At 65.0% G+C, this 25,474-nt stretch carries 22 protein-coding genes and 1 tRNA gene; 13 read left to right on the plus strand and 10 right to left on the minus strand.

The features are described from left to right. The first annotated feature begins 94 nt into the window (after positions 1-94). The 3 genes from SSA01S_RS00800 to SSA01S_RS00810 are packed head-to-tail and all read left to right on the plus strand — an operon-like array spanning position 95 to position 3,650. Positions 95-1,447, plus strand: a complete 1,353-nt coding sequence (locus SSA01S_RS00800; RefSeq protein ID WP_061778755.1) for an MFS transporter — start codon at positions 95-97, stop codon at positions 1,445-1,447. Continuing rightward, positions 1,444-2,364 carry a cysteine synthase A gene (gene cysK / locus SSA01S_RS00805; RefSeq protein WP_058734035.1) on the plus strand — a complete coding sequence of 307 codons (921 nt, stop codon included), beginning with the start codon at positions 1,444-1,446 and terminating at the stop codon, positions 2,362-2,364. Before SSA01S_RS00800 ends, cysK begins: the two co-directional genes overlap by 4 nt. Further along, positions 2,361-3,650, plus strand: a complete 1,290-nt coding sequence (locus tag SSA01S_RS00810) for a cell wall hydrolase (protein WP_061778756.1) — start codon at positions 2,361-2,363, stop codon at positions 3,648-3,650. Before cysK ends, SSA01S_RS00810 begins: the two co-directional genes overlap by 4 nt. A 106-nt stretch (positions 3,651-3,756) precedes the next feature. Here the strand turns inward: SSA01S_RS00810 and SSA01S_RS00815 are convergent, their stop codons facing one another. Genes SSA01S_RS00815 through SSA01S_RS00830 form a run of 4 tightly spaced genes read right to left on the minus strand, consistent with a single transcriptional unit; the run spans position 3,757 to position 5,365 of the window. Further along, positions 3,757-4,167 (minus strand): MerR family transcriptional regulator, encoded by a 411-nt coding sequence (locus tag SSA01S_RS00815; RefSeq protein WP_061778757.1) that lies wholly within the window; start codon positions 4,165-4,167, stop codon positions 3,757-3,759. A gap of 32 nt (positions 4,168-4,199) precedes the next feature. Further along, the gene (locus tag SSA01S_RS00820; protein ID WP_061778758.1) at positions 4,200-4,709 is read right to left on the minus strand and encodes a lipoprotein; all 510 of its coding nucleotides are present in this window, start codon (positions 4,707-4,709) and stop codon (positions 4,200-4,202) included. After that, complete coding sequence (hisI, locus tag SSA01S_RS00825; RefSeq protein WP_061778759.1) at positions 4,706-5,068, minus strand: phosphoribosyl-AMP cyclohydrolase; 363 nt, start codon at positions 5,066-5,068, stop codon at positions 4,706-4,708. The genes SSA01S_RS00820 and hisI overlap by 4 nt, the downstream gene beginning before the upstream one ends. 45 nt (positions 5,069-5,113) lie before the next feature. Next, positions 5,114-5,365 carry a Rho termination factor N-terminal domain-containing protein gene (locus tag SSA01S_RS00830; RefSeq protein ID WP_061778760.1) on the minus strand — a complete coding sequence of 84 codons (252 nt, stop codon included), beginning with the start codon at positions 5,363-5,365 and terminating at the stop codon, positions 5,114-5,116. 146 nt (positions 5,366-5,511) lie between these two features. Here SSA01S_RS00830 and purF point away from each other — a divergent pair, with 146 nt between their 5' ends. After that, complete coding sequence (purF, locus tag SSA01S_RS00835) at positions 5,512-6,963, plus strand: amidophosphoribosyltransferase (RefSeq protein WP_170171568.1); 1,452 nt, start codon at positions 5,512-5,514, stop codon at positions 6,961-6,963. After that, positions 6,963-7,673: an SDR family NAD(P)-dependent oxidoreductase gene (locus SSA01S_RS00840; RefSeq protein ID WP_061778762.1), complete on the plus strand. Its 711-nt coding sequence runs from the start codon at positions 6,963-6,965 to the stop codon at positions 7,671-7,673. Before purF ends, SSA01S_RS00840 begins: the two co-directional genes overlap by 1 nt. 20 nt (positions 7,674-7,693) lie before the next feature. On the opposite strand, the gene SSA01S_RS00845 is transcribed toward SSA01S_RS00840, so the two are convergent. Genes SSA01S_RS00845 through SSA01S_RS00860 form a run of 4 tightly spaced genes read right to left on the minus strand, consistent with a single transcriptional unit; the run spans position 7,694 to position 11,560 of the window. Next, positions 7,694-8,668 (minus strand): DNA polymerase III delta subunit-related protein, encoded by a 975-nt coding sequence (locus SSA01S_RS00845; protein WP_061778763.1) that lies wholly within the window; start codon positions 8,666-8,668, stop codon positions 7,694-7,696. A gap of 7 nt (positions 8,669-8,675) precedes the next feature. Beyond that, on the minus strand, positions 8,676-9,848 hold the full coding sequence (locus SSA01S_RS00850; RefSeq protein ID WP_061778764.1) for a D-alanyl-D-alanine carboxypeptidase family protein: 1,173 nt from the start codon (positions 9,846-9,848) through the stop codon (positions 8,676-8,678). A gap of 31 nt (positions 9,849-9,879) precedes the next feature. Further along, the gene (locus SSA01S_RS00855; protein WP_061778765.1) at positions 9,880-10,560 is read right to left on the minus strand and encodes a septal ring lytic transglycosylase RlpA family protein; all 681 of its coding nucleotides are present in this window, start codon (positions 10,558-10,560) and stop codon (positions 9,880-9,882) included. Continuing rightward, a complete protein-coding gene (locus SSA01S_RS00860; RefSeq protein ID WP_061778766.1) occupies positions 10,544-11,560 on the minus strand; it encodes a lytic murein transglycosylase in 1,017 nt (338 codons plus the stop codon). Before SSA01S_RS00860 ends, SSA01S_RS00855 begins: the two co-directional genes overlap by 17 nt. 341 nt (positions 11,561-11,901) lie before the next feature. Between SSA01S_RS00860 and SSA01S_RS00865 the strand changes: the two genes are divergently transcribed. The 6 genes from SSA01S_RS00865 to SSA01S_RS00890 all read left to right on the plus strand — a co-directional run bounded on the left by SSA01S_RS00865 (position 11,902) and on the right by SSA01S_RS00890 (position 20,164). Continuing rightward, positions 11,902-11,991, plus strand: a tRNA-Ser gene (locus tag SSA01S_RS00865). A 70-nt stretch (positions 11,992-12,061) separates the two neighbouring features. Then, complete coding sequence (locus tag SSA01S_RS00870; protein WP_206378929.1) at positions 12,062-13,633, plus strand: DUF4435 domain-containing protein; 1,572 nt, start codon at positions 12,062-12,064, stop codon at positions 13,631-13,633. Between the two features lie 226 nt (positions 13,634-13,859). After that, positions 13,860-15,674: a DUF885 domain-containing protein gene (locus SSA01S_RS00875; RefSeq protein WP_082794850.1), complete on the plus strand. Its 1,815-nt coding sequence runs from the start codon at positions 13,860-13,862 to the stop codon at positions 15,672-15,674. Positions 15,675-15,807: 133 nt separating this feature from the next. Further along, positions 15,808-15,954, plus strand: a complete 147-nt coding sequence (locus SSA01S_RS00880; protein WP_167348872.1) for a hypothetical protein — start codon at positions 15,808-15,810, stop codon at positions 15,952-15,954. Between the two features lie 51 nt (positions 15,955-16,005). Further along, positions 16,006-16,596 (plus strand): NADPH-dependent FMN reductase, encoded by a 591-nt coding sequence (locus SSA01S_RS00885; RefSeq protein ID WP_061778769.1) that lies wholly within the window; start codon positions 16,006-16,008, stop codon positions 16,594-16,596. A gap of 493 nt (positions 16,597-17,089) precedes the next feature. After that, complete coding sequence (locus SSA01S_RS00890) at positions 17,090-20,164, plus strand: TonB-dependent receptor domain-containing protein (RefSeq protein ID WP_082794851.1); 3,075 nt, start codon at positions 17,090-17,092, stop codon at positions 20,162-20,164. A gap of 97 nt (positions 20,165-20,261) precedes the next feature. Here the strand turns inward: SSA01S_RS00890 and SSA01S_RS00895 are convergent, their stop codons facing one another. Then, a complete protein-coding gene (locus tag SSA01S_RS00895; RefSeq protein ID WP_061778771.1) occupies positions 20,262-22,451 on the minus strand; it encodes a putative bifunctional diguanylate cyclase/phosphodiesterase in 2,190 nt (729 codons plus the stop codon). Positions 22,452-22,610: 159 nt separating this feature from the next. Here SSA01S_RS00895 and SSA01S_RS00900 point away from each other — a divergent pair, with 159 nt between their 5' ends. Continuing rightward, positions 22,611-23,450, plus strand: coding sequence for a hydroxypyruvate isomerase family protein (locus SSA01S_RS00900; RefSeq protein ID WP_061778772.1), 840 nt, complete (start codon positions 22,611-22,613; stop codon positions 23,448-23,450). 46 nt (positions 23,451-23,496) lie between these two features. Here SSA01S_RS00900 and SSA01S_RS00905 read toward each other — a convergent pair whose 3' ends face one another. Continuing rightward, complete coding sequence (locus tag SSA01S_RS00905) at positions 23,497-24,387, minus strand: LysR family transcriptional regulator (protein ID WP_061778773.1); 891 nt, start codon at positions 24,385-24,387, stop codon at positions 23,497-23,499. A 92-nt stretch (positions 24,388-24,479) separates the two neighbouring features. Here SSA01S_RS00905 and SSA01S_RS00910 point away from each other — a divergent pair, with 92 nt between their 5' ends. Next, positions 24,480-25,466 carry an NAD-dependent epimerase/dehydratase family protein gene (locus SSA01S_RS00910; RefSeq protein ID WP_061778906.1) on the plus strand — a complete coding sequence of 329 codons (987 nt, stop codon included), beginning with the start codon at positions 24,480-24,482 and terminating at the stop codon, positions 25,464-25,466. Positions 25,467-25,474: the final 8 nt, after the last annotated feature.

A 25,474-nucleotide genomic window follows, 5' to 3' on the forward strand; every position in this document is an offset into this window, starting at 1 on the left:
TTTGAATTCCCACCCAGACAGCGGGAATTTAGGGGAGAATAGCTTTGCCTCGGTTGCCTTGTCGGCGAACCACAGCCTACAACGCGCGTCAACCATGGACAAACCCCTACACCCGTTCCGCATCGCCAATTTCCGCAGCTATTGGCTGTCGCGGTTCAGCGGAACCATTGCCGTCTCCGCCATGTCGATCGTCATCGGATGGCAGGTCTATAACCTGGCGCGCGAGACGATGGACGTGCGCCAGGCCGCCTTCATGCTGGGCATGATCGGTTTCGCGCAGTTCGTGCCGCTGTTCCTCCTGACCCCGATCACCGGGCTGGTCGCCGACAGCGTCGACCGCCGCTGGATCGTGCGGGCGACAACCGCACTCCTGGTCCTGACGGCCGCATCGCTCTGGCTGCTGACCCGGACGGGGCATCTGAGCTTGGCGGCGCTCTTCACCGCCGCCGTCGCCTTCGGCATCGCACGCGCCTTTTCAGGGCCAGCCTATTCCTCCCTGGCCCCCAATCTGGTGCCGCGCGAGAGCCTGCCCACCGCCATCGCGGTCAGTTCGATCGCGTGGCAGGTCGGCACCATCGCGGGGCCGAGCGTCGGTGGCCTGCTCTATGCGGTGCATCCCGAATTCGCCTACGGCGTCGCAACTCTGCTGTTCGCCGTCGCCCTGGTCTGCATCTTCCTGATCGGCCCGGTGCCGCAGCCGCCTGTACAGACCGACCATCGCCCGCTGGCCCGAATCGTCGAGGGGTTCAGCTATGTCCGCCGCAACCGGCTGGTGCAGGCGGCGATCACGCTCGATCTGTTCGCGGTGCTGCTCGCAGGCGCGACCTCGCTGCTGCCGGTCTATGCGCGTGACATCCTGCATGTCGGGTCGCAGGGGCTGGGCGTGCTGGCGGCGGGCATGGGGATCGGCGCGGCCTCGACCGCCATCTGGTTCTCGTTCAAGCCGATGACGCAGAATGTCGGCGTGAAGATGCTGATCGCGGTCGTCGTGTTCGGCCTGTCGATCCTGACCTTCGGCATCGCCAGCCACATCACCGGCGCGCTAGGGTTGAGCACGGGTACGCTGGCGCTGGGCGGTACGAATATCTTCATCCATCCCGCCTTCCTCCTCAGCCTCGCCGCACTGATCTGCGCGGGCGGCGCGGACATGGTGTCGGTCTATGTCCGCCAGTCGCTGATCCAGCTTCACACCCCCGATGCCATGCGTGGCCGGGTGAGCGCCGTGTCGCAGCTGACCATCTCCGCCTCCAACGAGCTGGGCGAGTTCGAGAGCGGGGTCATGGCCTCGATCCTCGGCCCCGTCGGGGCGGTCGTGTTCGGCGGACTGGGTGCGATCGGCGTCACGCTGCTCTGGTCGCGACTGTTCCCGGAACTCCGGCGAGCGCGAACCTTTGATCCTCCTGAAATCCTTGCAACCGAACCTAGCCACGGAGAAGCCAAGCCATGAAGGCCAACACCATCCTGGAGACGATCGGCAACACGCCGCATGTGAAGATCCAGCGGCTGTTCCCCGGATCGGAGGTCTGGATCAAGTCGGAACGCTCCAACCCCGGCGGATCGATCAAGGACCGCATCGCGCTGGCGATGATCGAGGCGGCGGAAGCCAGCGGCGAGCTAAAGCCCGGCGGCACCATCGTCGAGCCGACCAGCGGCAATACCGGCGTCGGCCTGGCGATGGTCGCGGCGGTCAAGGGTTACAAGCTGATCCTGGTAATGCCCGAATCCATGTCGATCGAGCGGCGTCGCCTGATGCTGGCTTATGGCGCGACCTTCGATCTAACGCCGCGTGAAAAGGGTATGAAGGGCGCGATCGAACGCGCGCTGGAGATCGTGCGCGAGACGCCCGGCGCCTGGATGCCGCAGCAGTTCGAGAACCCGGCGAATATCGACGTGCATGTCCGCACGACCGCGCAGGAAATCCTGAACGACTTTCGCGATTCGCCGATCGACGTCATCATTACCGGGGTCGGCACCGGCGGCCACATCACTGGCGTCGCCGAGACGCTGAAGAAGGAATGGCCCGGCCTCAAGGTCTATGCGGTCGAGCCCGCCGCCTCGCCGGTCATCCAGGGTGGCCAGCCGGGTCCCCACCCGATCCAAGGCATCGGCGCGGGCTTCATCCCCGCCAATCTCCACACCCAGGCGATCGACGGCGTGATCGAGGTCGATGCCAATGTCGCCAAGGACATGGCCCGCCGCTCGGCGCGCGAAGAAGGGCTACTGGTCGGCATCTCGTCGGGCGCGACACTCGCCGCGATCCTGCAGAAGCTGCCCGACCTGCCCGAAGGCGTACGCGTGCTCGGCTTCAACTATGACACGGGCGAGCGTTACCTGTCGGTGCCGGACTTCCTGCCCGAACAGTGAGCACCGCTGATCGGCCGCGCGGCGGCATCCGCGCGGCACTGTTTGCCATCGCCAGTACGGCCAGCGTCGTACCGGCTTTGCTCGTAGCGAACGCGCCGACCATCCCCAAGGCGCACCGCGCCGCCATCGAGCGGCTGCGGCAGGCTCCGCGCGTCGTGCCGCCAGCCGAACTGCCCCCGGTCGAGCCGGTGTCGTTCATCGACATGACCCCGGACGAAGCACGCGCCTATAATGAAGGCGTCCCCTTTTCGACCGATCCAAACCCGGCGGCGCGCCCCTTCGTCTATCGCGGGGCGCCGGAGGACAAGGCCCGCGCGCTCGACTGCCTGGCGGCGGGCGTGCTGTACGAGGCGGGCGACGATGCCAAGGGTGAGCAGGCGGTGGCGCAGGTCGTCCTCAACCGCCTGCGCCATCCCGCCTTCCCCAAGACGGTGTGCGGCGTGGTGTTCGAGGGGCAGGACCGCACGACCGGTTGCCAGTTCACTTTCTCCTGCGACGGCGCGCTGACCAAGTGGCAGCCGCCGGAAGCCGCCTGGACCCGCGCTCGCGAGATCGCGGCGATGGCGCTGAACGGCAAGGTATTCCGCCCGGTCGGCCATGCGACCCATTACCATACCGACTGGGTCGTCCCCTATTGGCAGGCGAGCCTGGACAAGGTCGCCCGTGTCGGCAGCCATTTGTTCTTCCGCTGGTCCGGCTGGTGGGGCACGCCGCCCGCCTTCAACCGACATCTGGTGCCGGGCGAGCCGGTCATCGAGCATCTGGCCCCCTTCTCGCCCGCGCACCGGGCGGGGGCGGATGCCAGCGACGAAGCGGGCGCTGCGTTGGCCGAGGGGGCGGTCGCGACGGGGAGCATGGCGCCGCTGGCCGGCGAGCCCGACACCTTCCTCATCACCCTGCCCGCCGGACTTTCGCCCGACGGTTTCCCGGCTCTGGCTACGACCCTGTGTGGCCCGCGCAAGCATTGCACGATCATGGCATGGCGGGACGCCGCCGCAACGGCCTCCTCGGTGCCGCTCAATCAGGCCCAGATGGAGACGATGGCCTTCAGCTATTTCCGCGATGCCGGGATCGGGCTGGAGCGCACGCTGTGGAATTGCGCTATCTATCCGGCGTTCAAGGGGCCACGCTGTATGAAGCGGATGCCCCTGACGATCGCACCAGCAGTCGCTCCAACACCGCAGCCTAGTCCAACGCCGACACCGACCCCTGCGGACGAATTAACCGGAGTCCGTCGCGCCAGCACGACGCCAGCGGAGGCCAAACCCAAAACGCCCCCGCTATAGGGCAGGGCTGTACAGCCGAAAGTTTACGCCCTTCCTGGCGAAGGCCGGGGTGCAGTCATAAGCCGATGAGAGGCCATCACCGCCCTCGCCCCGACTGCGCCCCGCCCTATTCCCGGTGTGATGCGACCAGCGCGACAAACTCGGTCAGCTCGGCGATCGCGGCGTCGATATCGCGCTTTTGCGCCTCGAGCGTTTCGATCTTGGCGGTGCAGCGGGCGATGGTGACCTCGCGCTGCTGGCGGCGACCGTCGCCCAGGTCGTACAGGTCGATCATCTCGCGGATATCGGCGAGGCTGAACCCCACGCGCTTGCCGCGCAAGATCCAGGCGAGCCGCGCCCGGTCCCGCTGCGAATAGATGCGCTGTGTGCCGCGCCGCTCCGGCGAGATCAGCCCTTCATCCTCGTAGAAGCGCAGCGCACGCGCGGTCACGCCGAATTCGCTGCACAATTCGGTGATCGAATAATCGTCGCGATCGGCGCGGGGCGGCGGTTCGGCGGAGGCGGCGACCTTGGTCATGGCACAAACGCTATATGCCCTTTACGTGAACGTCAATCGACGCACAGCGCCTTGCCGCCGGGACTGCGCAACGTGCGCGCCTCTGCGACCGAAGTGCTGATCCGCTCGACGATCAGCGCCGACAAAGTGGCTCGGCCCGTGCACAGCGCGTTGCATTCGGTCGGCAGCCCAGCGGGAAACTGGATACTGTCGCCATCGAAGCGCGCACTGAAACGGCACGCGCCGAGCGCGACCTTCAACTCAGCCCCAGACCGCTCCAGCGTTCCCGAAGCGACGCATCCCTGCCCCTCGCCATAATCGAGCACCACGCCGATCCGCCGCACCGGATCACCGTCTTTCGCCCCTCGGGGGAGAATGCACATCCGGTCGGTATCGCGCGACCACATCCCATCGAGCGGCACGGCGGCCGGATCGGCGACCAGGCCCGCTGCGATACTGGCCGTCTCCAGCCGATCCCCCGCCGCATTATCGATGCTGTCCGCACCCTGCCCGCAACCCGCGAGCACCAGCGTCGCCACCAGCGCCAGGACGGAGCGTCTCACGCGATCGGAGCCAGTCCGTCGCCCTCGATCCGGCGAAAGAAGCAGCTCCGTGCGCCGGTGTGACAGGCAGGCCCCGCCGGTTCGCAGATCAGCCAGAGCGCATCCTGGTCACAATCGATCCGCATCTCGACGACGCGCAGGACATGGCCCGACGTTTCGCCCTTCTTCCATAGCCGCCCTCGGCTCCGCGACCAGAAATGCGCCTCGCCACTGGCCCGCGTCGCTGCCAGCGCCTCGGCATTCATATGCGCGACCATCAGCAACTCGCCGCTCGCGCGGTCGGTTGCAATCGCGGTCAGCAATCCGTTGGAATCGAATTTAGGATCGAGCGTCAGCCCGGTATCGCGTTTGTCGGCCATCCGCTCAGATTAAAGCGGAACGGGGCGGAAGTCATCCACCGCCGGTCAACCGTGACCGCGAATCGCCTCGACCAGCTCCGCCTTGTTCATCTTCGAGCGCCCCGCAATGCCGATCTTGCGCGCCTTCTTCATCAGATCGTCCTTGGTGCGATCCTCCAGATGCGTCGAGCGATGTTCCAGCGTGCCCTCGGCCTTTGCGTTGGCAATGCGCGCCGCTTTTTCCTTGGATTCGCCCTGCTTGCGCAGTTCCTCGTACAGGGCGTCGTCCTTGATCTGCGGCCCATGATCGCGCGCCATATGGCATCTCCTGCTTTCGGGCCTCCGAAACGCAGCGTCTGCGAAAATGATCCGGGCGATGATGACAAACAGGCGACAAACCCGGATCACATTCCTATATGCGCCCCGTCTGCCCCTTAGTTGCGAACGTTGCGAGCGCCTCTCCCATGCTGACCACCAACCCCTTCGACGACGACAAACTCCGCGAGGAATGCGGCATTTTCGGCGTGTCCGGCGCCAGCGGCGCGGCCGCGCTGACCGCGCTCGGCCTTCATGCGCTCCAGCATCGCGGGCAGGAAGCGGCTGGCATCACCAGCTTCGACGGCACGTTGTTCCACACCCACCGCGCGATGGGCCATGTCGCGGGCAATTTCGACCGTGACGACGTGATCCGTGGCCTGCCGGGCGAAGTCGCCTGCGGCCATGTCCGTTATTCGACCACCGGCGAAACCGCGCTGCGCAATGTCCAGCCGCTCTATGCCGACCTGTCGACCGGCGGCTTCGCCATCGCGCATAACGGCAATATCTCCAATGCGATGAAGCTGCGTCGCGAACTCGTCCGCCGCGGTTCGATCTTCCAGTCGACCAGCGATACCGAGACGATCATCCACCTCGTCGCGACCTCCAACTATCGCACCCTGCTCGACCGGTTCATCGACGCGCTCAAGCAGGTCGAGGGCGCCTATTCGCTGATCGTGATGACGCCCGAGGGCATGATCGCCTGCCGCGATCCGCTAGGCATCCGGCCGCTGGTCATGGGCCGCCTGGACGGCGCGGTGATCTTCGCGTCGGAGACGGTGGCGCTCGACGTGTGCGGCGCGACCTTCGAGCGTGCAGTCGAGCCCGGCGAGCTGGTCATCGTGCAGGGCACCGAAATCCGCTCGATCCACCCCTTCCAGGCGGTCGATGCCCGCCCCTGCATCTTCGAGTGGGTCTATTTCAGCCGCCCCGATTCGATCGCGGGCGACCAGTCGGTCTATTCGGTGCGCAAGGAAATCGGTGCGCAGCTGGCCCTGGAAGCGCCGGTCGATGCCGATCTCGTCATCCCGGTGCCCGACTCCGGCGTCCCCGCCGCGATCGGCTATGCCCAGGCCTCGGGCATTCCGTTCGAGCTGGGGATCATCCGCTCGCATTATGTCGGCCGTACCTTCATCCAGCCGGGCGACAAGGTTCGCCATCTGGGCGTCAAGCTGAAGCACAACGCCAATCGCGCGCTGATCCGGGGCAAGAAGGTCGTCCTGATCGACGATTCGATTGTACGTGGCACCACCAGCCTGAAGATCGTGCAGATGATGCGCGAAGCGGGCGCGGCCGAGGTTCATATGCGCATCGCCAGCCCGCCGACGCGCCACTCCTGCTTCTACGGCGTCGACACGCCGGAGCGCGCCAAGCTGCTCGCCGCCAAGCTGGACCTGGGCGGGATGACCGACTTCATCCATGCCGACAGCCTGTCCTTCGTGTCGATCGAGGGGCTGTACAAGGCGCTGAACGCGGCGCGCGGCGACAAGCCCAGCTATTGCGACGCCTGCTTCACCGGCGACTATCCGACCACGCTGACCGACCATGACGAAAGCTCGACGGTCGACCAATTCGCGATGCTGGCCGAGCGGGTAGCCTGATGGCGGGTCCGCTCGACGGCAAGCTGGCGCTGGTCACCGGGGCCAGCCGGGGTATCGGCGCGGCAACCGCTATTGCGCTGGGCGCGGCGGGGGCGCATGTGGTCCTGACCGCGCGTAGCCCCAAGGGGTTGGAAGAGGTCGAGGAGACGATCTTCAACGCCGGGGGCTCGGCAACCATCGCGCCGCTCGACCTGGCCGAAAATGAGTCGATCGGCCGTCTCGCCGCCGCGATCGGCGAACGCTGGCAGGCGCTGGACGTCATGGTCCTGAACGCCGGGATGCTCGGCTCGCTGGCCGCCGTGCCCGCGGTCGATCCCAAGGAGTTCGCCCGCGTCCTGACCCTGAACGTCAGCGCGCAGGCGGCGCTCATCTCCGCCTTCGACCCGATGCTTCGGCAGTCGGCAGCGGCGCGGGTGATCGGTGTGACCTCTTCCGTGGGGCGCAAGCCACGAGCCTATTGGGGTGCGTACGGCGCGTCCAAGGCGGCGTTCGAGACGCTGCTTGCCGCTTATGGCGACGAGACGGCGGAGATCAGCAAGATCCGCACCGCCATCGTCGATCCGGGCGCGACGCGCACCCAGATGCGGGCCAAGGCCTATCCGGGCGAAGACCCGGCGTCAGTGAAGGCTCCGGAAGTGGTCGCAGCGCGGATCGCCGAACTGGCCATCCATGGGTTCGAGGCCGGCCATTTCGAGCGGGTGGGCCTGTAAGGCCCATCCGTAGGGGCACATCACCGCAATGTCGCGATGATCCCCGCCATCTCGAACACCGTGCCCTGCGCATCGAGCGACAGCCCTCGCGCCGCCCCCGCCAGGTCCTGGGCCGCGGCGTAAGCATCCAGCGCCACCTTCAAGCCCGATCCCGATCGTCCCCGCGCGCGGCCTGCGATGAACGCAGGAACCCGGTCCAGAAATGCCTCGTATCGGGCCTGCGCGGCTTTGCCCGCCAGCGCCTTGGCCAGCTTCACCCGCTCGGCATTGCCTGGATCGCCGGTCTCCGCGATCCGGGCAATGGCACTGTCCAGCCCAGCGATGTTGAGCCCGGCGAAACGCAAGGCCCGGCCCGGCGCGCCATCCGCCACCGCCACGAGCGAGGCGATCTCGTCTTCCTCCGCCTCGGGCAATTGCTGGCGCAACACCCGCGCGACATCATCGTCCGCCAATCGCTCAAAGCGGAGCAACCGACACCGCGAACGGATCGTCGGCAGCAACCGGCCCGGCGCATGACTGACGAGCAGGAACACCGTCCCCGCAGGCGGCTCCTCCAGATTCTTCAGCAGCGCGTTTGCCCCACCTCGCTCCAGATCGTCGATCGCATCGATCAGGACGACCCGCGCCGGGCCCATGGCGGGCGCGGTCGCGAACATCGGCTGGAGCGTGCGGACCTGCGCGATGGTGATCGAGCGTGCCAGGTCCTGATCCGGCTTCTCGGCATCCTTGGGCAGCCGCGCCATGACCCGGAAATCGGGATGCGACCCCGCCGCCATCAGCTTTGCGGTCGGATGATCCTCCCGCACCGCCAGCCCAGGCGGCATCGCCCCCGCCCCGGTCGCCCGCGCGAGCAGGCGGGTGGCGGCGGCGCGCGCGAAGCTGGCCTTGCCCACGCCCTCCGGCCCGGCGATCAGCCAGGCGTGGTGCAGCTTCGCGCCGCCCAGCGCTGCGGCAAAGGCGGCCTGGGCCGCGTCATTGCCGACCGGCAGGTTCACGGGCGGATCAACCGAAGAAGGAGGTCAGCCCGGCCCAGGCGCGGCCGAAAAAGCCCGCCTCGCTCACATCCTTGTCGGCGACCAGCGGCAGGCGCTGCGCGGGCATGTCGGGCGAGCTGACGACCAGATCGGCGATATGCTGGCCCGCCTTGATCGGCGCCTTGATCGGGCCCTGATAGACGACCTTGGCGCTGATCGCGGGGTCGAGACCTGCGGGCAGCGTCACGGTCAGCTGGCGCGGCGCGACCAGGCCGACGCTGCTCGACGATCCCATCTGAACCTCGGCATCGGCGACCTTCTTGCCCTTGGCGACGACCGGCTTGGCCTGCCATGCGCGAAAGCCCCAATTCATGAACTTCACCGACTCCTCGGCCCGCGCGCCGAAGCTGTTCAGGCCAGCCATCACCATCACCAGACGGCGACCATTCTGCTCGGCCGAGCCGGTGAAGCCATAGCCTGCCTCTTCGGTGTGACCGGTCTTCAGGCCATCGGCACCCGCCACGCGACCCAGCAGCGGATCGCGGTTCGCCTGGGTGATGGCGTTGCCGCCCATCGTCTTGCCCCAGGAGAAATCACGACGCGAATAGAACTGCTTGTAGAGCTGCGGGAAGTCCTGGATCGTATGTTCGGCCAAGTCGGCGAGGTCGCGGGCGGTGACATAGGTCACGCCGCCATCGGGCCAACCGTTCGAGGTGCCGAAATGGCTGTTGTTCAGGCCGATCTGCTTGGCGGTGCGGTTCATCCGCTCGACGAAATTCTGCTCGGTGCCCGCGATATGCTCGGCCAGGACGACGCAGGCGTCGTTGCCCGACAGGGTGACGATACCATAGAGAAGGTTCGCGACGCTGACCTGCTCACCGGGCGACAGGAACATGGTCGAACCCGCCTGCGGCCCGTGCCACTTCTTCCACGTCTCCGGCTGCACGGTGACCATGTCGCTGAGCTTCAACTGGCCCTTCTTCACCAGGTCGAAGGCGACGTAGACGGTCATCATCTTCGCCATCGACGCCGGGGGCATGCGGCGATCGGCATCCCGCTGGAACAGGATCGCGCCCGAGGACAGGTCCTTCATGAACGCGACCGGCGCGGGCGTATCGAAGGCGGGAGCGGCCGCGATCGAAGGAGTGGCGAGCGCGATCAGGGCGAGCGGAGCGGCAAAAGATGCGTACAGGGTCTTCATGGGTGTTCCGTGACCAAAGGGAGCCGGGAGGTCAATCCTGATGCAGGATGCGGGCGTCTTCATAACCGGCCTGAACCGCCGCGTCACGCAGGGCTTTGGCGGAATCGGCATTCATGCCCGATCGCTCGACGCGCCAGAGACGTCCCGCCGCACGGGCCCGCGCGTCGAACCGGCGGGCGAGCGCCACGGCCCGGTCATGGCTGGAAAAACTGCCGAGCTGCACGCGGTAAAGGGCTTGCGGATCGAGGGCGATGGGCTTGGCGATCGGCGCCACCGCCGTTGCGCCCGCCAGGATCAGGCCGGGAGCACCTCCGCCCGGCGCCAGCGCGCGCAGCCGGACATGCGCCACCGCCCGCTTGTTGGTGCCGAGCAGCCGCGCCGCGCCCAGCGACAGGTCCGCCACCCGGTCACCCCGGCCCGGCCCGCGATCACCGACCCGCGCGACGATCGTGCGGCCGGTATCGACATCGGTCACCTCGACCATCGATTCGAGCGGCAGGGTGCGATGCGCGATCATCACATCATCGGGGTCGAAGCGCTTGCCCGTCGCGGTCCGCCGCCCGGCCAGCTCATGACCATACCAGCTCGCCCGCCCGGTCGCGTCATACTGGCCGTAACGCGGCGTCGACGGCGCATCGTCCTTCCCCGCCGCCGCGACCGGTGCCGCACAGAGCGCGGCGAGCAGGGCGATCAGCTCAACCCGCAATCGCATCGGCCAGCAATCCCACGGACAGCGCGTAGAAATTCGAGCAGTTGTAATCCAGGATGACCCGGTAATTGCCGGTCAGCAGATAGGCGGTCGCCCCCGGCCCGTCCGGCTCCATCAGCGTGGCGAGCACCTGGTCGTTCGGCCAGGCCGCGCCCTGCGGCACGATGCCCATCGCGCGCCACTCGGCGATGGTGCGCCATCCGCTATGCCGCTCGAACACGCGCGGGCAGCGTGGGCTGACCAGCCGGTTGCGGACCATCGAGCGGTCGAACCCGGCCGGGATCGTCACCGCAAAGCCCCAGGGCTGGCCCGCCCGCCATCCGGCATTGACGAAGTAATTGCCGATCGAGGCCAGCGTATCGGCCTCGCTATTCCAGATATCCGCCCGGCCGTCGCCATCGCCATCGCGCGCGAGGCGCAGATAGATGGAGGGCAGGAATTGCGGATTGCCGGTCGCCCCCGCCCAGCTACCCTTCAGCTGGTCGCGCGTGACGCCGCGGTCCATCATCTTCAGCGCGGCGATGAACTCGCCCTCGAACAGCGGCCGCCGCCGCCCTTCATAGGCCAGGCTGGCGAGCGAGCGGAGCAGGTCGAAATTGCCGGTATAGGCACCGTAATTGGTCTCATGGCCCCAGATGGCGACCATGATCGATTCCGGCACGCCCGTCTCGCGCTCGATCCGCGACAGGCGCGGGCGCTGCGCCAGATATTTGGTCCGCCCGCGCCCGATCCGCGCCGCATCGACGTGCGCGGCCTTATAGGGCGCAAAGGGACTGAAGCCGGTATTGGCGGGGCCGCCGGGCTGGCGACGGTCCAGCTCGATCACCCGCATGTTGAGCGTCAGCGTCGGCAGGACCGAGTCCAGCGTCGAGCGGCTCACCCCATCGGCCAGCGCGGTGCCGCGCACCTGTTGCAGATAGCTCTGGAAACCGGCCTCGTCCTGGGCCTGAGCCGGTACGCCGCCGACCAGCATCGCCAAGGTCGAAATGAAGCCGAGGCGCATCACGCGCCGGGTAATTGTCCCCCACATGGGACCCTGTTTGCCATAGCCACGCCGCCGCCGGAACCTCGCGCCACCGCAACCCAGGCACAACCAGCCGCGCTCCGGCCGTGACGATAGCCGATAATCCCCAGTAGATTCGCCCGCCCGCTTGCCGTAGAGGCACCTCCACCGCGCACGGGGAAGAGTGGCCGAGCGGTTTAAGGCACCGGTCTTGAAAGCCACTGGAGGTTCAAGGCCGACGCGGTGAGAAGATGAGGATTTCTGCGGGTCTGCCGCTACGTCGGGGTTGTGGGCGCGAACGCCCGTAAGTAGATTGTAAGCAGCAGGCGCGCTGACGGTACGGAAGAGTGTCCGAGTGGTTTAAGGAACCGGTCTTGAAAACCGGCGAGCGGGCAACCGTTCCGTGGGTTCGAATCCCACCTCTTCCGCCATTAGAAAAGGGGCGAGATTTTGGGGCTTACGGGTCGCTTTGATGTGCCAACCTTTCATGGCACGATCCCTGTGGAAGTCAGCGCCGGCGCCAGCATCGTATTCGTTGGCGCAAACGGCGCCGGCAAGACACGATTAGGCGTACTTTTAGACACGGGCCTATCAAACGCCGGAGTCGAGGTGCACCGCATTGCCGCGCATCGTTCGTTAACACTAAATCCAGAGATTGTGCCATCAAGCCTGGAGATCGCTACCAAGCGTCTGCGGTATGGCTGGGATCAAGGGACTCACGCTCACAAGCATGGTCACCGTTACGGTGGAAAGCCTGAAACCGCATTGCTGTCGGACTATGACTTGGTTCTGTCCGCGCTGTACGCTGAAAACAATGATGTTTCGGTAGCGTACCGACAGGCTCGGCAGGTCAGCTATGAAGACTCGTCTCCGCCGCCTTCCGCCAAGATCGATACGGCGAAGAAGATATGGGAAAGTGTCCTACCCCACAGACAGTTGATTATCCTCGGTAACGCTCTGAAAACCGCAACGCCAGGAGGGCAGGAGTATTCTGCTTCTGACATGAGTGATGGCGAGCGCGTGACGTTCTATCTGATTGCACAAGCTCTGTTAGCGCAGCCAGATACACTTCTGATATTCGATGAACCCGAACTGCACATAAATCGCTCGATCCTAGCTAAGCTCTGGGATGAAATAGAGGCGGCGCGTCCGGATTGCTGCTTCCTCTACATCACGCATGATGTGGATTTCGCAAGTTCCCGCCATGCCGCTACTAAGTATGCACTTCGGGAGTTCCGCAGAGATCCGTCAGATGCATGGGACATCGAGCTTGTACCAGAAAACGGTAGTCTGCCCGATGATATCGTCGCCACGATCATTGGTAGTCGCCGACCCGTGCTATTCGTGGAGGGGGATGGCGGCAGCCTCGACTCGTCGCTCTATCGCCGGGTGTATGGCGACTTCACAGTCGTTCCCGTTGGGGGGTGCGAACAGGTAATCCAAACCGTGGCAACATTCGCTGCTAGGCCGGACCTACATCGAGTCGGGTGCGCCGGCCTTGTGGATGCAGATGGACGCACTGACGGCGAAGCTGCTTATCTAGAGACGAAGGGCGTCTATCGGCTCCCAGTCTCGGAAATCGAGAACGTTTTTCTGCTGCCTGGCGTCTTCTTGGCGCTGGCGGCGTCGCTGAACTTTTCGGCGAACGATGCCCGGACGAGGCTTTCGACGCTGCAAGAACTCGTGTTTTCGCAAGCCGGCCAGCAGATCGATGCAATCTGCCTACGGTATGCAAGACGCCGAGTTGATTCTGAAATGAAAAAGATAGGACTCGCTTCCAACGATATCACTTCGCTAGATACCGAGTTTAAACAAGCGGCGGGTGGCGTGAATCCAATAAACATCTTTAACGAGATAAAGGCCAAGCTTGGTACTGCCATCGCTTCGCAGGACTATCGAACTGTGCTGTTGTACTACGACAACAAGGGTTTGCTAAACGAAGTAGCTCGACTGCTGGGTTACCAGCAAAAGTCTCTTGAGGAGTTTATCGGACGCACCTTACGGTCCGATGCCAGCTCCGTACTTCATGCCGCACTAGCAGACGAGCTACCAGTCCCAGTGCCCCGCCCCTGAGCGGTTCAACTTACGATTTTCTGCGATCTTGGCCTGCAACGCCCAGAAGCTGCGGTGATTGAGTGACTTAGTTCGAACGACCGCCAAATATGATAACTGCCAAGGAGCCGCAGCGTGCTGGGCCCAACTCGCTCTTAACCCCCGTTGAAACTCGGAGTGGCCATACCGCCCCGTAAGGTCTGTCGTCACATTTGACGCAGCACGCACCACCGTTCATCAATCGGAAATGACCAGCCTTTTCTCCCGCCGCGACACCCTGATCGGCGCTACCGCCCTGACCGCCGCGACCGCACTCCACGGGGCCGTCCCGCCCGGCGATGCGGCCGGCGCACTGCTTGATCGGATCGCTTGGGGATTGTTGCCGCTGGTGCCGGAGCGGGCGACGACGCTTGGGGTCGATGAGGGTGCCCATGCCGATCTCCGGCGGCGGCTGGAGGATCGCTCGCCCGCCGGGGTGGCGGCGCGACAGCGCTTTCTGACGCAGAGCCTGAAGGAGTTGGCGCGGTTGCCGCGTACCGGGCTCGATCCCTCGACCGCGACCAGCATCGCGGTGGTCGAAAGCGCATTTCGCACCGCGCTCGACGGCATGGCGCTGCCTTATGGCGTCGCGACGATCGGCGACTGGCGCAACACGCCCTACGGCGTCATCCAGAATGTCGGATCGTGGCTCGACGTACCGCAGATGCTGGACGGCGACCAGCCGGTCCGCAACGCCGCCGATGCGGAGGCCTATCTCGCGCGCCTCGCCGCCATGCCCGCGCAACTGGATGGGGAGACGGTGCGGATTAGACAGGCGCGCGAACAGGGGCTGGTGCCGCCGTCCTTCCTGCTCGACAAGACGATCACCGGCATGACGCGCACCATCGCCGAGGCGGCCAACGCCGATGGCCCGCTGGTCGGGCCGCTGGCGCGCAAGGCGAAGGCGATCCCCGGCGACTGGACGGGCCGCGCGGTGCAGATCGTGCGGGCGGCCATCATGCCCGCGCTGGAACGACAGCTGGCCGAACTGCGCGCCCAGCGGGCGGTGGCGAGCGATGCGCCCGGCATGGGCACCCGCCCGCATGGCCCCGAATGGTATGCCTGGGGCCTGCGCGCCGGGACCACCACCCGCCGCAGCCCGACCGAGCTGCACCAGATGGGCCGCGACCGGCTGGCGGATCTCCAGGCGCAGATGGACGTCATCCTGCGCAAGGAAGGGCTGACCCAGGGCAGCGTCGCCGAGCGCGCCATCGCCTATCAGCGTCGCCCCGGCATCGGCTTTCCCGACAATGACGAAGGGCGCCAACAGATCGTCGCCTATATGCAGGCGAAGATCGACGCGATCCGCCCGCGCCTGCCACAAGCGTTCCGGCGGCTGGCGCGCGGCCATCTGGAGATCCGGCGGATGCCGCTGGCGCAGGAGGCGGGTGCCCCCGCGGCCTATGGCGGCCCCGGCACGATTGACGGGCGTGAGCCGGGCAAGGTCTGGGTCAATCTGGGCGATCCGACCATCCACAATCGCGTGACCATTCCCGACCTGGTCTATCACGAGGGCATTCCGGGCCATGTCTGGCAGGGCGAATATGCGCAGAAGCTGCCGCTGATCCGGTCGATCCTGGCGTTCAATGCCTATTCGGAGGGCTGGGCGCTCTATTCCGAGCAGCTGGCCGACGAGCTCGGGATGTACGCCGACGATCCGGCGGGGCGGCTGGGCTATCTGATGGGGCTGGCATGGCGCGCGGTGCGGTTGATCGTCGACACCGGCATCCACGCGATCGGCTGGTCGCGCGACAAGGCGCTGGCCGAGTTCATCGCCGCCACCGGCCTGCCGCGTACCAATGCTGTCAGCGAAGTGGACCGCTATTGCGCCTGGCCGGGCCAGGCCTGTGGTTACGAGGTCGGCCGCGCCGAGATCGTCGCCCAGCGCGCCCGTGCCAAGGCGGCGCTTGGCGCGCGCTATGACCTGCGCGACTTCGACCAGGCGGTGGTCGATGGCGGCAACGTGCCGCTGAACGTGCTGGCCGACAATGTGTCGCGCTATATCGCAGCCGCGCGGGGTTAGCCGTCCGCGTCAGGTCCCCGCCCCGGGTGCCTTCGCCAGCGCTTGGGCCAGAGCCTGCACCTGCAAGGGCCGAAGGCGGCATTTCACCATGGTCGCCCCTCCGGCGCTGGTTCTGCATGGCGAGGATCATCAAATGGTACCCTTTGCCACCGTCAGCAGGCTGTCGCGAGACGTCGTGAAGGGTGCGGTGCTTACATCCTATCCGGGCTATCCGCCCGACATTCCGATCCCTCATGCCGACCGGATCAACGCCGATCTGCTCGCGTTTATCGAGGAGTGAGGCTGGACGGGCGGCCCGATGGTCCGCCCGCTCCATGATGGGAGAGGCACGATGGCCGACCGCATATTGATCTTCTACGGCTCCTACCGGTCCGATCGACAGGGTATCCGGCTCGCCGATTTCCTCGTCCGATCGTTCGGGGAACGCGGAGCCGAGGCCGAACTGATCGACGCCAAGGCGATCGGCCTGCCGATGCTCGACCGGATGTACAAGGAATATCCCGCAGGCGAAGCGCCGCCTGCGCTGGAGGCGTTGGCGGATAAGATCCGCTCGGCTGATGCGTTCGTCTTCGTGACTGGCGAGTATAATTGGGGCCAGCAGCCGGGCCTGAAGAACCTGACCGACCATTTCCTGGAGGAATGGTTCTGGCGCCCGGCGGCGATTGCCAGCTATTCGGCGGGTCGCCTGGCGGGAGCCCATGCCAGCGTTGCCTGGCACGGCACGTTGACCGAGATGGGCATGGTCGTGGTGTCGAGCACACTTCCGGTCGGCGGTATTGGCCACGCCCTGGATGCGGAGGGGCGTCCGACCGGAGACAGCGGCGCATCGCTCACCCGCGCCTTTCCGCGCTTCGCCGACGACCTCGCCTGGTGGACCGCCGCCGCCCGCGAACATCGCGCCCGCGTCGCCCCACCTTATTAAGGTTCGGGCTATCGACGGGTGTGTCAGCTCACCCGATTTAACACCACAAGATGACAGTGCCGCATACCATCCACGCCGTCAGCCATGAACCATGGAGGTTATGTGTCGTTTTATCGCTTTGAAGTTCGATATCTCTTCCCTTTATAAATAATGACTTAGGGCGCAGCCAGCTCTCGCGCCGCCAAACTTCTTCATATATTTCCAGTTCTTAGATGAAGCACCAGAATTTCACGGTCTCTGAACCATTTTGGTTGCCAGGCTGAACTTCGCCCCACTTTTCTGGAGTGATCGCAACGATATGGCGCGTCCACCCGGGTTGATATTGGTCTTCTAATGGACTTGATCACAAAAATGACTTCGTTACGTTTGCACGAAGGAAACGTCATAAATATCAAAAGAATTTTCGCGACGTTCCGAGAAGAACACGGCCGATAGAGCCGAAGATACGACAGGGAAACGGCAGAAAATTTCGCCAAATTTTAGGGGGAAGATTATGACAAAAAAGGGGTTTCTACTCGCTACCAGCTGCGCCGCGATCGTCTGGGCTATGCCCGCCGCCGCCCAGTCTGACCAAGCGACGCCAGCTGCGTCCGATTCGGCCAAAAGCGAGAGCCGCAAAAATGCAGAGCGTGAAAATGTCCGCCTGAACGCCGACGATGCGGGCCCGTCGAGTAACGGCTCGAACGATGTCGTCGTAACCGGCTCGCGCATCGTCAATCCGAACCTGGCCTCCGCCGCGCCGATCCAGGCGATCTCGGCCCAGGAAATCAAGCTCAGCGGCGCGGTAAACATTGAGGACGTTCTCAATCGCCTGCCGCAGATCGTTCCTTATGCGCCGCAGGCCGATGACGAAGGCAACGGCACCGCGCGCGTCAACCTGCGCAACATCGGCGGTTCGGGCGGAGCGGCGCTCGTCCTGCTCGATGGTCAGCGGTTGGGTGGCCAGGTGGCGGCCGACGTCAACTCGATCCCTCCTGCGCTGGTTCAGCGCGTCGACGTGCTGACCGGCGGCGCGGCCGCGGTGTATGGCCCGGACGCCCTGACCGGCGTCGTCAACTTCATTCTGAAGAAGAATTTCAAGGGGCTGCAGGTCGATGCCAATTACGGCTTTTTCAACCATCTGAACCGCAGCAATATCGTCACTGACACGGCCCGGTCGCGCGGTTTCCCGACGCCATTGGGCTGGGCCAATGACGGTGCGCGCGCGACGATCAACATTGCGGCGGGAACCCAACTGTTCGACGATCGCCTGTCGCTGTCCAGCTACTTCAGCTACCGCCACACCGATAACCTACCATATAATTCTCGCTCGTCCCAAGCCTGCCACTTGTTGCAGGCCGGCATCGACGGAGCACTGAGCTGCGACAGCACACTCTATTCGCGCTATGGCTACATCTACAATCTGAACGGCGGAACGCCACAGATCAATGCGAATGACGGCAGCCGAGTCTTCCGCCCCTATCGCAACACACAAAATGCGATGACCGATCGCCAGAACCGCATGGACGACAGCTATCAGATGCTGCGTGCGAATGAGCGGTATAATGCTGGCGGGTTTCTGTCGTTCAAGGCGACCGATTGGGCAGAGATCTACGGCAGCTACATGTATACCCGCAACACCAGCCAGGGGACGTACCTGCCCGCCACGATCGGTGAGCAGACCAATGGCGCGGGCGGCTATCAGTTGAACTGCAACAACCCGCTGATGTCGGCTCAGCAGGCCGGCGTGCTTTGCGGTCCGCTGGCGGGTACGGCAGCAACGGTGCCGATCGACTTCGGCTATCGCTTCCAGCATTATCCGACCCGCTCGATCGACTATCAGCAGATTTACAATCGCGCGACTCTGGGGGTGCGCGGAGACTTCGGCGGCGCATGGCATTATGACGTTGGCGGTGTCTGGGCCAAGAGCCTGGTCAAGAGCGCGATCAACCGCAACTGGGCTCCATCGGGCGAAAACATCGCCAAGGCGCTGAACGTCGTCAGCGTCAACGGCGTGCCGACCTGCGTGTCGAAGGTGAACGGCTCCGACCCGGCCTGTGTCCCGCTGGACATCTTCCGCGGAGATTCCGACGACCCCGCCGCCTACAATTATATCTTCGCCTCTGCACCCAATGGACCGCGTCGCAATGTCGGCTATTTCTTCGACGTGCAGGCCAATATCAGCGGCGACTTGGGCCGATACGGCATCCGCTCGCCGCTCGCGACCGACGGCGTGCAGATCAGCCTGGGTGCCGAGCTGCGTCGCGACATCGCGAACAACTTCACCAGTGCCGATTACAACACGATCATCCAGGGCACGCCCAACCCCTCCTCCTTCTCGCGCGGCACCCAGACCGCCAAGGAACTGGCAGCCGAAATCCAGCTGCCGCTGATCCAGGACCAGTCGTGGACGCACCTGCTGGGCTTCAGCGGCGGTTATCGCGCATCGAATTACGACACGTCGTCGCGGACCTTCTTCAGCACCTGGAAGCTGGAGGGGACCTGGGCACCGATCCGCGACATCCGCTTCCGCGTGGCGCGCAACTTCGCCTCACGCGCACCCAACGTCTTCGAGGCGACGGAAAACATCAACTTCGCGCGCAGCCTGAACTTCGTCGACATCTGCGGCGCATCGACCGCAAACGGCGGTGCCCCGGCAGCGAGCCTGGCCGCGTGCCAGCTGCAGCCGGGCTTCAACCCGGCGACCTATGGCAGCGTGTCGATCCGTTGCCCGGATGCTGGATGTATCTATCGCAACGGCGCAGTCGACCCGGCGCTTGGGCCGCAGACCGCCAATACCCTGACCTATGGCCTCGTACTGACGCCGAGCTTCCTGCCGCGCTTCAGCTTCTCGGTCGACCATTACGAGATCCGGTACAATAACCAGATCGTTGGTCTGGATCAGGATACCATCATTAACAACTGCATAGACTATACGGCCAACCCGACCGAGCTGAATAAGATTTCGTGTCAACAATTTGTCCGCAACGGCAACGGCACATTGTACGGCAATATCAACAATCCGACATCGGGCTATGTCAGCTCGCTCGTGCTGAACGTACCCAACCAGATCGGTACCACCGGCTATGATTTCCAGGGTCACTACGACCTGCCGGTCGGCTCGGGCACCTTTGCCACCGACTTCAACGGCGGCCTGGTCACCAGCGCGGCCTCAATCAGCAACCAGTCGGGTAGTGTAGGATATTTCGGCGACGGCGTGGGTAATCCCATTCCGAAGTGGCGTCATAACCTGCGCGGCACTTTCACCGGCCAAGACGGTCTGTTCCAGGTATCGCTGAACTGGCGCTATATCTCTGCCACCCGGAGCGGCACGGTCCGTCGCACGGTTCAAAACACCTTCGCGCGCATTCCCAATTACAGCTATTTCGACTTGGCGGCGAATGTGAACATCGCCAAGCGGATGACATTGGGCGTGACGATCAACAACCTGCTGGACAAGGACCCGCCGATCATTCCGGCGCGGGGTGGCAACAACACCTATTCGATCAACGGCTGGCAGAACTCGCCGGTCAACTTCTACGACATCTACGGACGCTATATCCAGTTCTCGATCACGACGAACTTCTGACCGGGCGTGGCCGCGATCCGGTCGCGACCAACTCCGAGAAAGCGACCCCCCGGTGGCTAAGCCGCCGGGGGTTTCTTTCGTGCCAGACGGGCTACCGCTAACCGGTCCGCAAGATCGTCTGGGGCGGCGCCGACGAAGTCTCGCTCAAATTACCTTCGCCAGCAGTCGAAGCAAAAAGCTCGCGAATTGCTGCAGCCTCCATGGGCCGTCCGGTGAACCAGCCCTGGGCCTGCGACCAGCCATTGGTTCGCAGCCAGTCGAGCTGCTCCTGCGTCTCGACACCTTCGGCCGTCGTCGTCATCTCGAAGGCTCGGCCCATTTCCCCGGCCGCCCGTGCGATCGCTTGCGACTGGCGCGAGCTGCCGACGTCGCCGACGAAGCAGCGGTCCAGCTTCAGCTTGTCGAACGGGAAATGGCGCAGATAGGACAGCGACGAATAGCCGGTGCCGAAATCGTCCAGCGCGATCCGAACCCCCGCCTTGCGCAGGGCATGCAGGATGGCGAGGTTGCGCTCGTTCTCGTTCAGGAGCACGGATTCGGTAATCTCCAGCTCCAGACGCCCCGGCGCCAGCCCGACCTCGGCCAGCGCGCTGACGACGCGCCGTGGCAGGGTTTCGTCGCGGATCTGGATCGGCGACAGGTTGACCGCGATCGTCTTATCCTCGGGCCAAGCCGACGCTTCCCGACACGCCTCCGACAGAACCCAGTTGCCGACGGGGACGATCAGGCCCGTATCCTCGGCCAGCGGGATGAACTCGTCAGGTCGCACATCGCCCCGCGTCGGATGCCGCCAGCGCAGCAACGCCTCCGCGCCTGCAAAGCGGCCGGTGGCGATGTCCATGATCGGCTGATAAACCAGCCGCAATTCGCCCCGCCCCAGCGCCGCCTCCAGGTCGAGCTTCATCGACTGGCGCGCCTGCACCCGTTCGGCCATCGGCGTATCGAAGGTGCGGATCACGCCGCGTCCTTCCGCCTTGGCCCGGTAGAGCGCGATATCGGCCGCGCGAAACAGGTCGTTGTCCGAGGCATGGGTGGGCGAAGAGGCCGCGATGCCGATGCTGGCGGCCAGCTTGATCGCGACTCCGTCGACCATGAAGGGCTTCGATAAGCTCATCATCAGCGCACGGGCCAAGGCCTCTGGTCCGCGCGTCCCGGGGCCGGGCAGATGGACGACCGCAAACTCGTCGCCGCCCAGCCGCGCCAGCACATCGCCTTCGCCCAGCATTGTGGTCAGTCGGAGCGCGACGGCCCGCAGCAGCTCGTCGCCGACCGAGTGACCGAGCGTATCGTTGACCTCCTTGAACTGGTCCAGGTCGAGCAGCAGGATATGCGTCTCACGCTCCAACCGCTGCTCAAAGGCGTGGCGCAGCGCTGCGCTGAACACCGCCCGGTTAGCCAGCCCGGTGAGCGGGTCTTCGTGGGCGAGTTGAACGAGCGCGTCGCTGGCGCGGCGCCGTTCGGTCATGTCGTGGAAGAAGACGGCCAAGCCGTCACCCATCGGGCATGCCTTGACGTCCACCCACATGTCGAGATTGGCCACATAGGACTCGAATCGGACCGGTTCTCCCGTTTCGATCGCCTGCTGGAAGCAAATCTCGAATTCGGAACCGCGATAATCGTCGTAGAGGTTCCAGAAGGAGTCGCCGACCTTACCCCGACGCAGTTTTTTGACGAAGGCCGCGCCGCGCGTATTCATGAAGGTGATGCGCCACTCGCGGTCCATGACCATGACCATGTCGGTGGTGCTTTCCAGCACGCTGCGAGTCAGCGCCTCGCTGGTTTTCAGCGCCTCTTCGGCCAGATATCGGTCATGTCTGTCCTCAATCATCCCGTGCCAGGAGAGAATCGCGCCGTCCTCCCCCCGGCGCGGAGCCAAACGACATTGGAACCAGCGCCATTCGCCGCCACGCATGACCAGCCGGAAATTGGTTTCCATCGCCTCGCCGGTCGAACGGGCATGCTCCCATATGGCCTGAACCTGCTCGACATCCTCAGGACAAATCGCCGCCGCCCAGCCTTCTCCCAGGCCTTCCTCAATGGTCAGGCCCGTCAGCCTCTCCCAGAGCGGGGGCAGATGGACGATCTCGCCGCTGGGTGTCGCCGTCCACGGAATCTGGTTGCCCAGCTCGCAGGCGAATTGATGGCGGACTTCCTGGTCGGCAAGGCGTTCGGTCAGGTCGGATATGGCCGCTTCCAAGGCAGCGATACGCTGGACCGCGGCAAGATCGCTGTCTTGCCGCTCGGCAGAATGATCGACGAATCGACCCTGCTCAGACGTCTTGCTCAATGTTTACGCTGCCCTGTTTACTCATCCATGTTGGACCAGCTTAGGCCGAAATGCCTAAAGATAGGGTTTCCGTGCCAGGCACATGGGCGCATCGGATCGACGGGGTGCACGATCGGTCGGGTCCCTTGCGCTGCCCGTCCGCTGGGTTAGGCTGCTGTCATGATCGATCGACGCCATCTCCTCGGATCTTCGCTGGCCCTCTGCGCCACGTCCGGCCTTGCCGCCACGCCCTCCAAGGCCGGGCGGCTGAAGCAATCGGTCAGCCGCTGGTGTTATCAGGATATCCCGCTCGACAGGCTGTGCGCCGCCGCCGCGAAGATGGGATTGCAGGGCATCGACCTGCTGCAACCCGCCGAATATGACGTCCCGCGTCGCTACGGCCTGCGCTGCACCATGGGCTATGCCGCCGATATGATGACGATCGCCAACGGCCTGAACCGGCGCGAAAATCATGCGGCGATCGAGCAGGCCTTTCGCATCGGCATCCCCCAGGCGGCCAAGGCGGGCGTGCCCAATGTCATCGCCTTTTCGGGCAACCGCCGCGGCCTGTCGGACGAGGAGGGCGCGGCCAATATGATCATCGGCCTCAACCGGCTGAAGCCCATCGCGGAGGACCACGGCGTCACGATCTGCGTCGAGCTTCTCAACAGCAAGGTCGACCATGCCGACTATATGGCTGACCACACCGCATGGGGCGTGGGCGTGTGCAAGGCCGTCAACTCGCCACGGGTCAAGCTGCTCTACGACATCTATCACATGCAGATCATGGAGGGCGATCTGATCGATACGATCCGCAAGAACATCGCCTGGCTCGGTCATTTCCATACCGGCGGCGTTCCCGGCCGCCACAATCTGGACGACACGCAGGAGGTGAACTGGCGCGCGGTCGCCAAGAGCATCGCCGACCTGCGGTTCGACGGCTATCTGGCGCATGAATTCGTGCCCACCGGCGACGCGCTGACCGCGCTGGCACAGGCGGTTCGGACCTGTACCGTCTGATCGCGCGGATCGCCCTTGGGCCGGTTCGCCACCAAGCGTCAGTCGATCACCCGGCGGCAACGGCCGCCAGCGCCGAAGCCAGCGCGTCGAACACCACGCGGCACCGGGCCGTGCGCCGTAGATCCTCATGCGCGACGATCCACAGAGGCAATGGCAGGTCCAGCACATCGGCGAGGACGCGGACCAACGTGGGATCACGTTGTGCAATGACGGTCTGGCAAATCCCGATGCCGAAGCCGGCCTGGATGGCGGCGAACTGCGCACCGTCGCTGTCCACGCGCAGGGCGAAACTGGACCGGTCGATCCCCGGCAGGTGCCGCATCGCCGCGCGGATGAAGCGGGTCTCCGTGTCGAAGCCGATCAGGTCGTGGTCGACCAGATCGGCCAGCGTGGTCGGCACCCCGCGCCGGTCGAGGTAATCGCGACGGGCATGAAAGCCCAGGCGGACATGGCCGACATGCCGGGCGATCAGCGCCTGTTGCGTCGGCTCGAACATCCGCACCGCGATATCGGCCTGCCTCTGCAACAGGTCGTCGGGCTCGTCGGACAGCGACAATTCGATCGTCAGCGCGGGGTGCGCCCGGCGCAAAGCGACCAGGATCGGCGGCAGGTGCATGACGCCGACCGCCTGGCTGGCGCTGATCCGCACGACGCCCGCAACCGCATCCGGCTCACCACTGCTCGAGCGCCGCAACGCCTCGGCCGCGCTGACGAGCATATCGGCATGGGGGCGTAGCGCGAGCGCACGGTCGGTCGGCGACAGGCCCCGCTGCGAGCGAACGAAGAGCTTGGCGCCGATCGCCTGTTCCAGCGCGTCTATGTGCCGCGCAATGCTGGGCTGCGTCACGCCCAGCCGCCGCGCCGCGCCCGACAGCGATCCTTCGCGCAGGACCGCCGCGAAGCTGCGATAGACATCCCAACTGGGTTCACTGTTCATCGATTTCCGTATAGCATATCGCCACTTTTCGGCAATTTCCGTTTGGTCGCTCTCGCCTCATTTTGCGCTTCATCACCATGAAGGAGGCGATCATGACACAGCGAACGGCCCTGATCCTGGGAGCGACCGGCGGCATCGGCGGCACCATGGCCCGACGATTGCTGGCGGGCGGATGGCGGGTGCGGGCATTGACCCGAACGACGGCCGCCTCGCTTGCCGACGGATGCAAACGCGTCATCGGCGATGCCATGAATGCCGCCAGCGTGATCGAAGCGGCGACAGGGGCCGAGGCGATCATCCATGCCGTGAACCCGCCGGGCTATCGCAACTGGAGCACGCTGGTCCTGCCCATGCTCGACAGCACGCTGGCCGCGGCGCGGGCGAACGGCGCCCGTATCGTCCTGCCGGGGACGGTCTATAATTTCGGGGCGGACGCTTTTCCGCTGATCGCCGAAGATGCGCCCCAGCGCCCCCACACGGCCAAGGGCGCGATCCGGGTCGAGATGGAACGGCGGCTGGCGGCGGCGGCCGAGGCCGGGGAAGCGAAGGTGTTGATCGTCCGCGCGGGCGACTATTTCGGGCCCGGCGCCGCCAATAACTGGTTCGGCCAGGGTCTGGTCACGCCCGGCGCTCGGCCGCGCGTCATCCGCAATCCTGGCGGGCGGGGCATCGGCCACCAATGGGCCTTTCTGCCGGATGTCGCCGAGACGATGGCGCGGCTGCTCGACCACCCCGCCCTGCCCGCCTTTGCCCGCTTTCATATGGAGGGGCACTGGGACGCGGATGGTCGCCAGATGGTCGAGGCGATCGCGCGTGCACTCGGCGACCCGTCGGTCCCGATCCGCCGCCTGCCCTGGTGGCAGCTTCGCCTGGCCGCGCTGGTCGCCACCACGCCGCGCGAGTTGATGGAAATGCGCTATCTGTGGCAGCAACCGGTCCGCATGACGAACGATCGTCTGGTCGCGGAACTCGGTCAGGAACCCCATACCTCGCTGGACGAGGCCGTGCGGCGAACCCTGGCGGGGCTGGGCTGCATCGGTCCCGTCAAAGATGATGCCTCCGTCGCCCAGTACGGCTAGGCTGGCGG

The organism is Sphingomonas sanguinis NBRC 13937, assembly GCF_001591005.1.
Lineage (GTDB): Bacteria > Pseudomonadota > Alphaproteobacteria > Sphingomonadales > Sphingomonadaceae > Sphingomonas > Sphingomonas sanguinis.

What these genes read in the sequence shown, in the direction of transcription:
- SSA01S_RS00800 (WP_061778755.1), top strand. Translation starts at nt 95, where the DNA reads ATGGACAAACCCCTACACCCGTTCCGCATCGCCAATTTCCGCAGCTAT.
- cysK (WP_058734035.1), top strand. Translation starts at nt 1,444, where the DNA reads ATGAAGGCCAACACCATCCTGGAGACGATCGGCAACACGCCGCATGTG.
- SSA01S_RS00815 (WP_061778757.1), bottom strand. Translation starts at nt 4,167, where the DNA reads ATGACCAAGGTCGCCGCCTCCGCCGAACCGCCGCCCCGCGCCGATCGC.
- hisI (WP_061778759.1), bottom strand. Translation starts at nt 5,068, where the DNA reads ATGGCCGACAAACGCGATACCGGGCTGACGCTCGATCCTAAATTCGAT.
- SSA01S_RS00830 (WP_061778760.1), bottom strand. Translation starts at nt 5,365, where the DNA reads ATGGCGCGCGATCATGGGCCGCAGATCAAGGACGACGCCCTGTACGAG.
- purF (WP_170171568.1), top strand. Translation starts at nt 5,512, where the DNA reads ATGCTGACCACCAACCCCTTCGACGACGACAAACTCCGCGAGGAATGC.
- SSA01S_RS00840 (WP_061778762.1), top strand. Translation starts at nt 6,963, where the DNA reads ATGGCGGGTCCGCTCGACGGCAAGCTGGCGCTGGTCACCGGGGCCAGC.
- SSA01S_RS00850 (WP_061778764.1), bottom strand. Translation starts at nt 9,848, where the DNA reads ATGAAGACCCTGTACGCATCTTTTGCCGCTCCGCTCGCCCTGATCGCG.
- SSA01S_RS00855 (WP_061778765.1), bottom strand. Translation starts at nt 10,560, where the DNA reads ATGCGATTGCGGGTTGAGCTGATCGCCCTGCTCGCCGCGCTCTGTGCG.
- SSA01S_RS00860 (WP_061778766.1), bottom strand. Translation starts at nt 11,560, where the DNA reads ATGCGCCTCGGCTTCATTTCGACCTTGGCGATGCTGGTCGGCGGCGTA.
- SSA01S_RS00875 (WP_082794850.1), top strand. Translation starts at nt 13,860, where the DNA reads ATGACCAGCCTTTTCTCCCGCCGCGACACCCTGATCGGCGCTACCGCC.
- SSA01S_RS00880 (WP_167348872.1), top strand. Translation starts at nt 15,808, where the DNA reads ATGGTACCCTTTGCCACCGTCAGCAGGCTGTCGCGAGACGTCGTGAAG.
- SSA01S_RS00885 (WP_061778769.1), top strand. Translation starts at nt 16,006, where the DNA reads ATGGCCGACCGCATATTGATCTTCTACGGCTCCTACCGGTCCGATCGA.
- SSA01S_RS00890 (WP_082794851.1), top strand. Translation starts at nt 17,090, where the DNA reads ATGACAAAAAAGGGGTTTCTACTCGCTACCAGCTGCGCCGCGATCGTC.
- SSA01S_RS00900 (WP_061778772.1), top strand. Translation starts at nt 22,611, where the DNA reads ATGATCGATCGACGCCATCTCCTCGGATCTTCGCTGGCCCTCTGCGCC.
- SSA01S_RS00905 (WP_061778773.1), bottom strand. Translation starts at nt 24,387, where the DNA reads ATGAACAGTGAACCCAGTTGGGATGTCTATCGCAGCTTCGCGGCGGTC.
- SSA01S_RS00910 (WP_061778906.1), top strand. Translation starts at nt 24,480, where the DNA reads ATGACACAGCGAACGGCCCTGATCCTGGGAGCGACCGGCGGCATCGGC.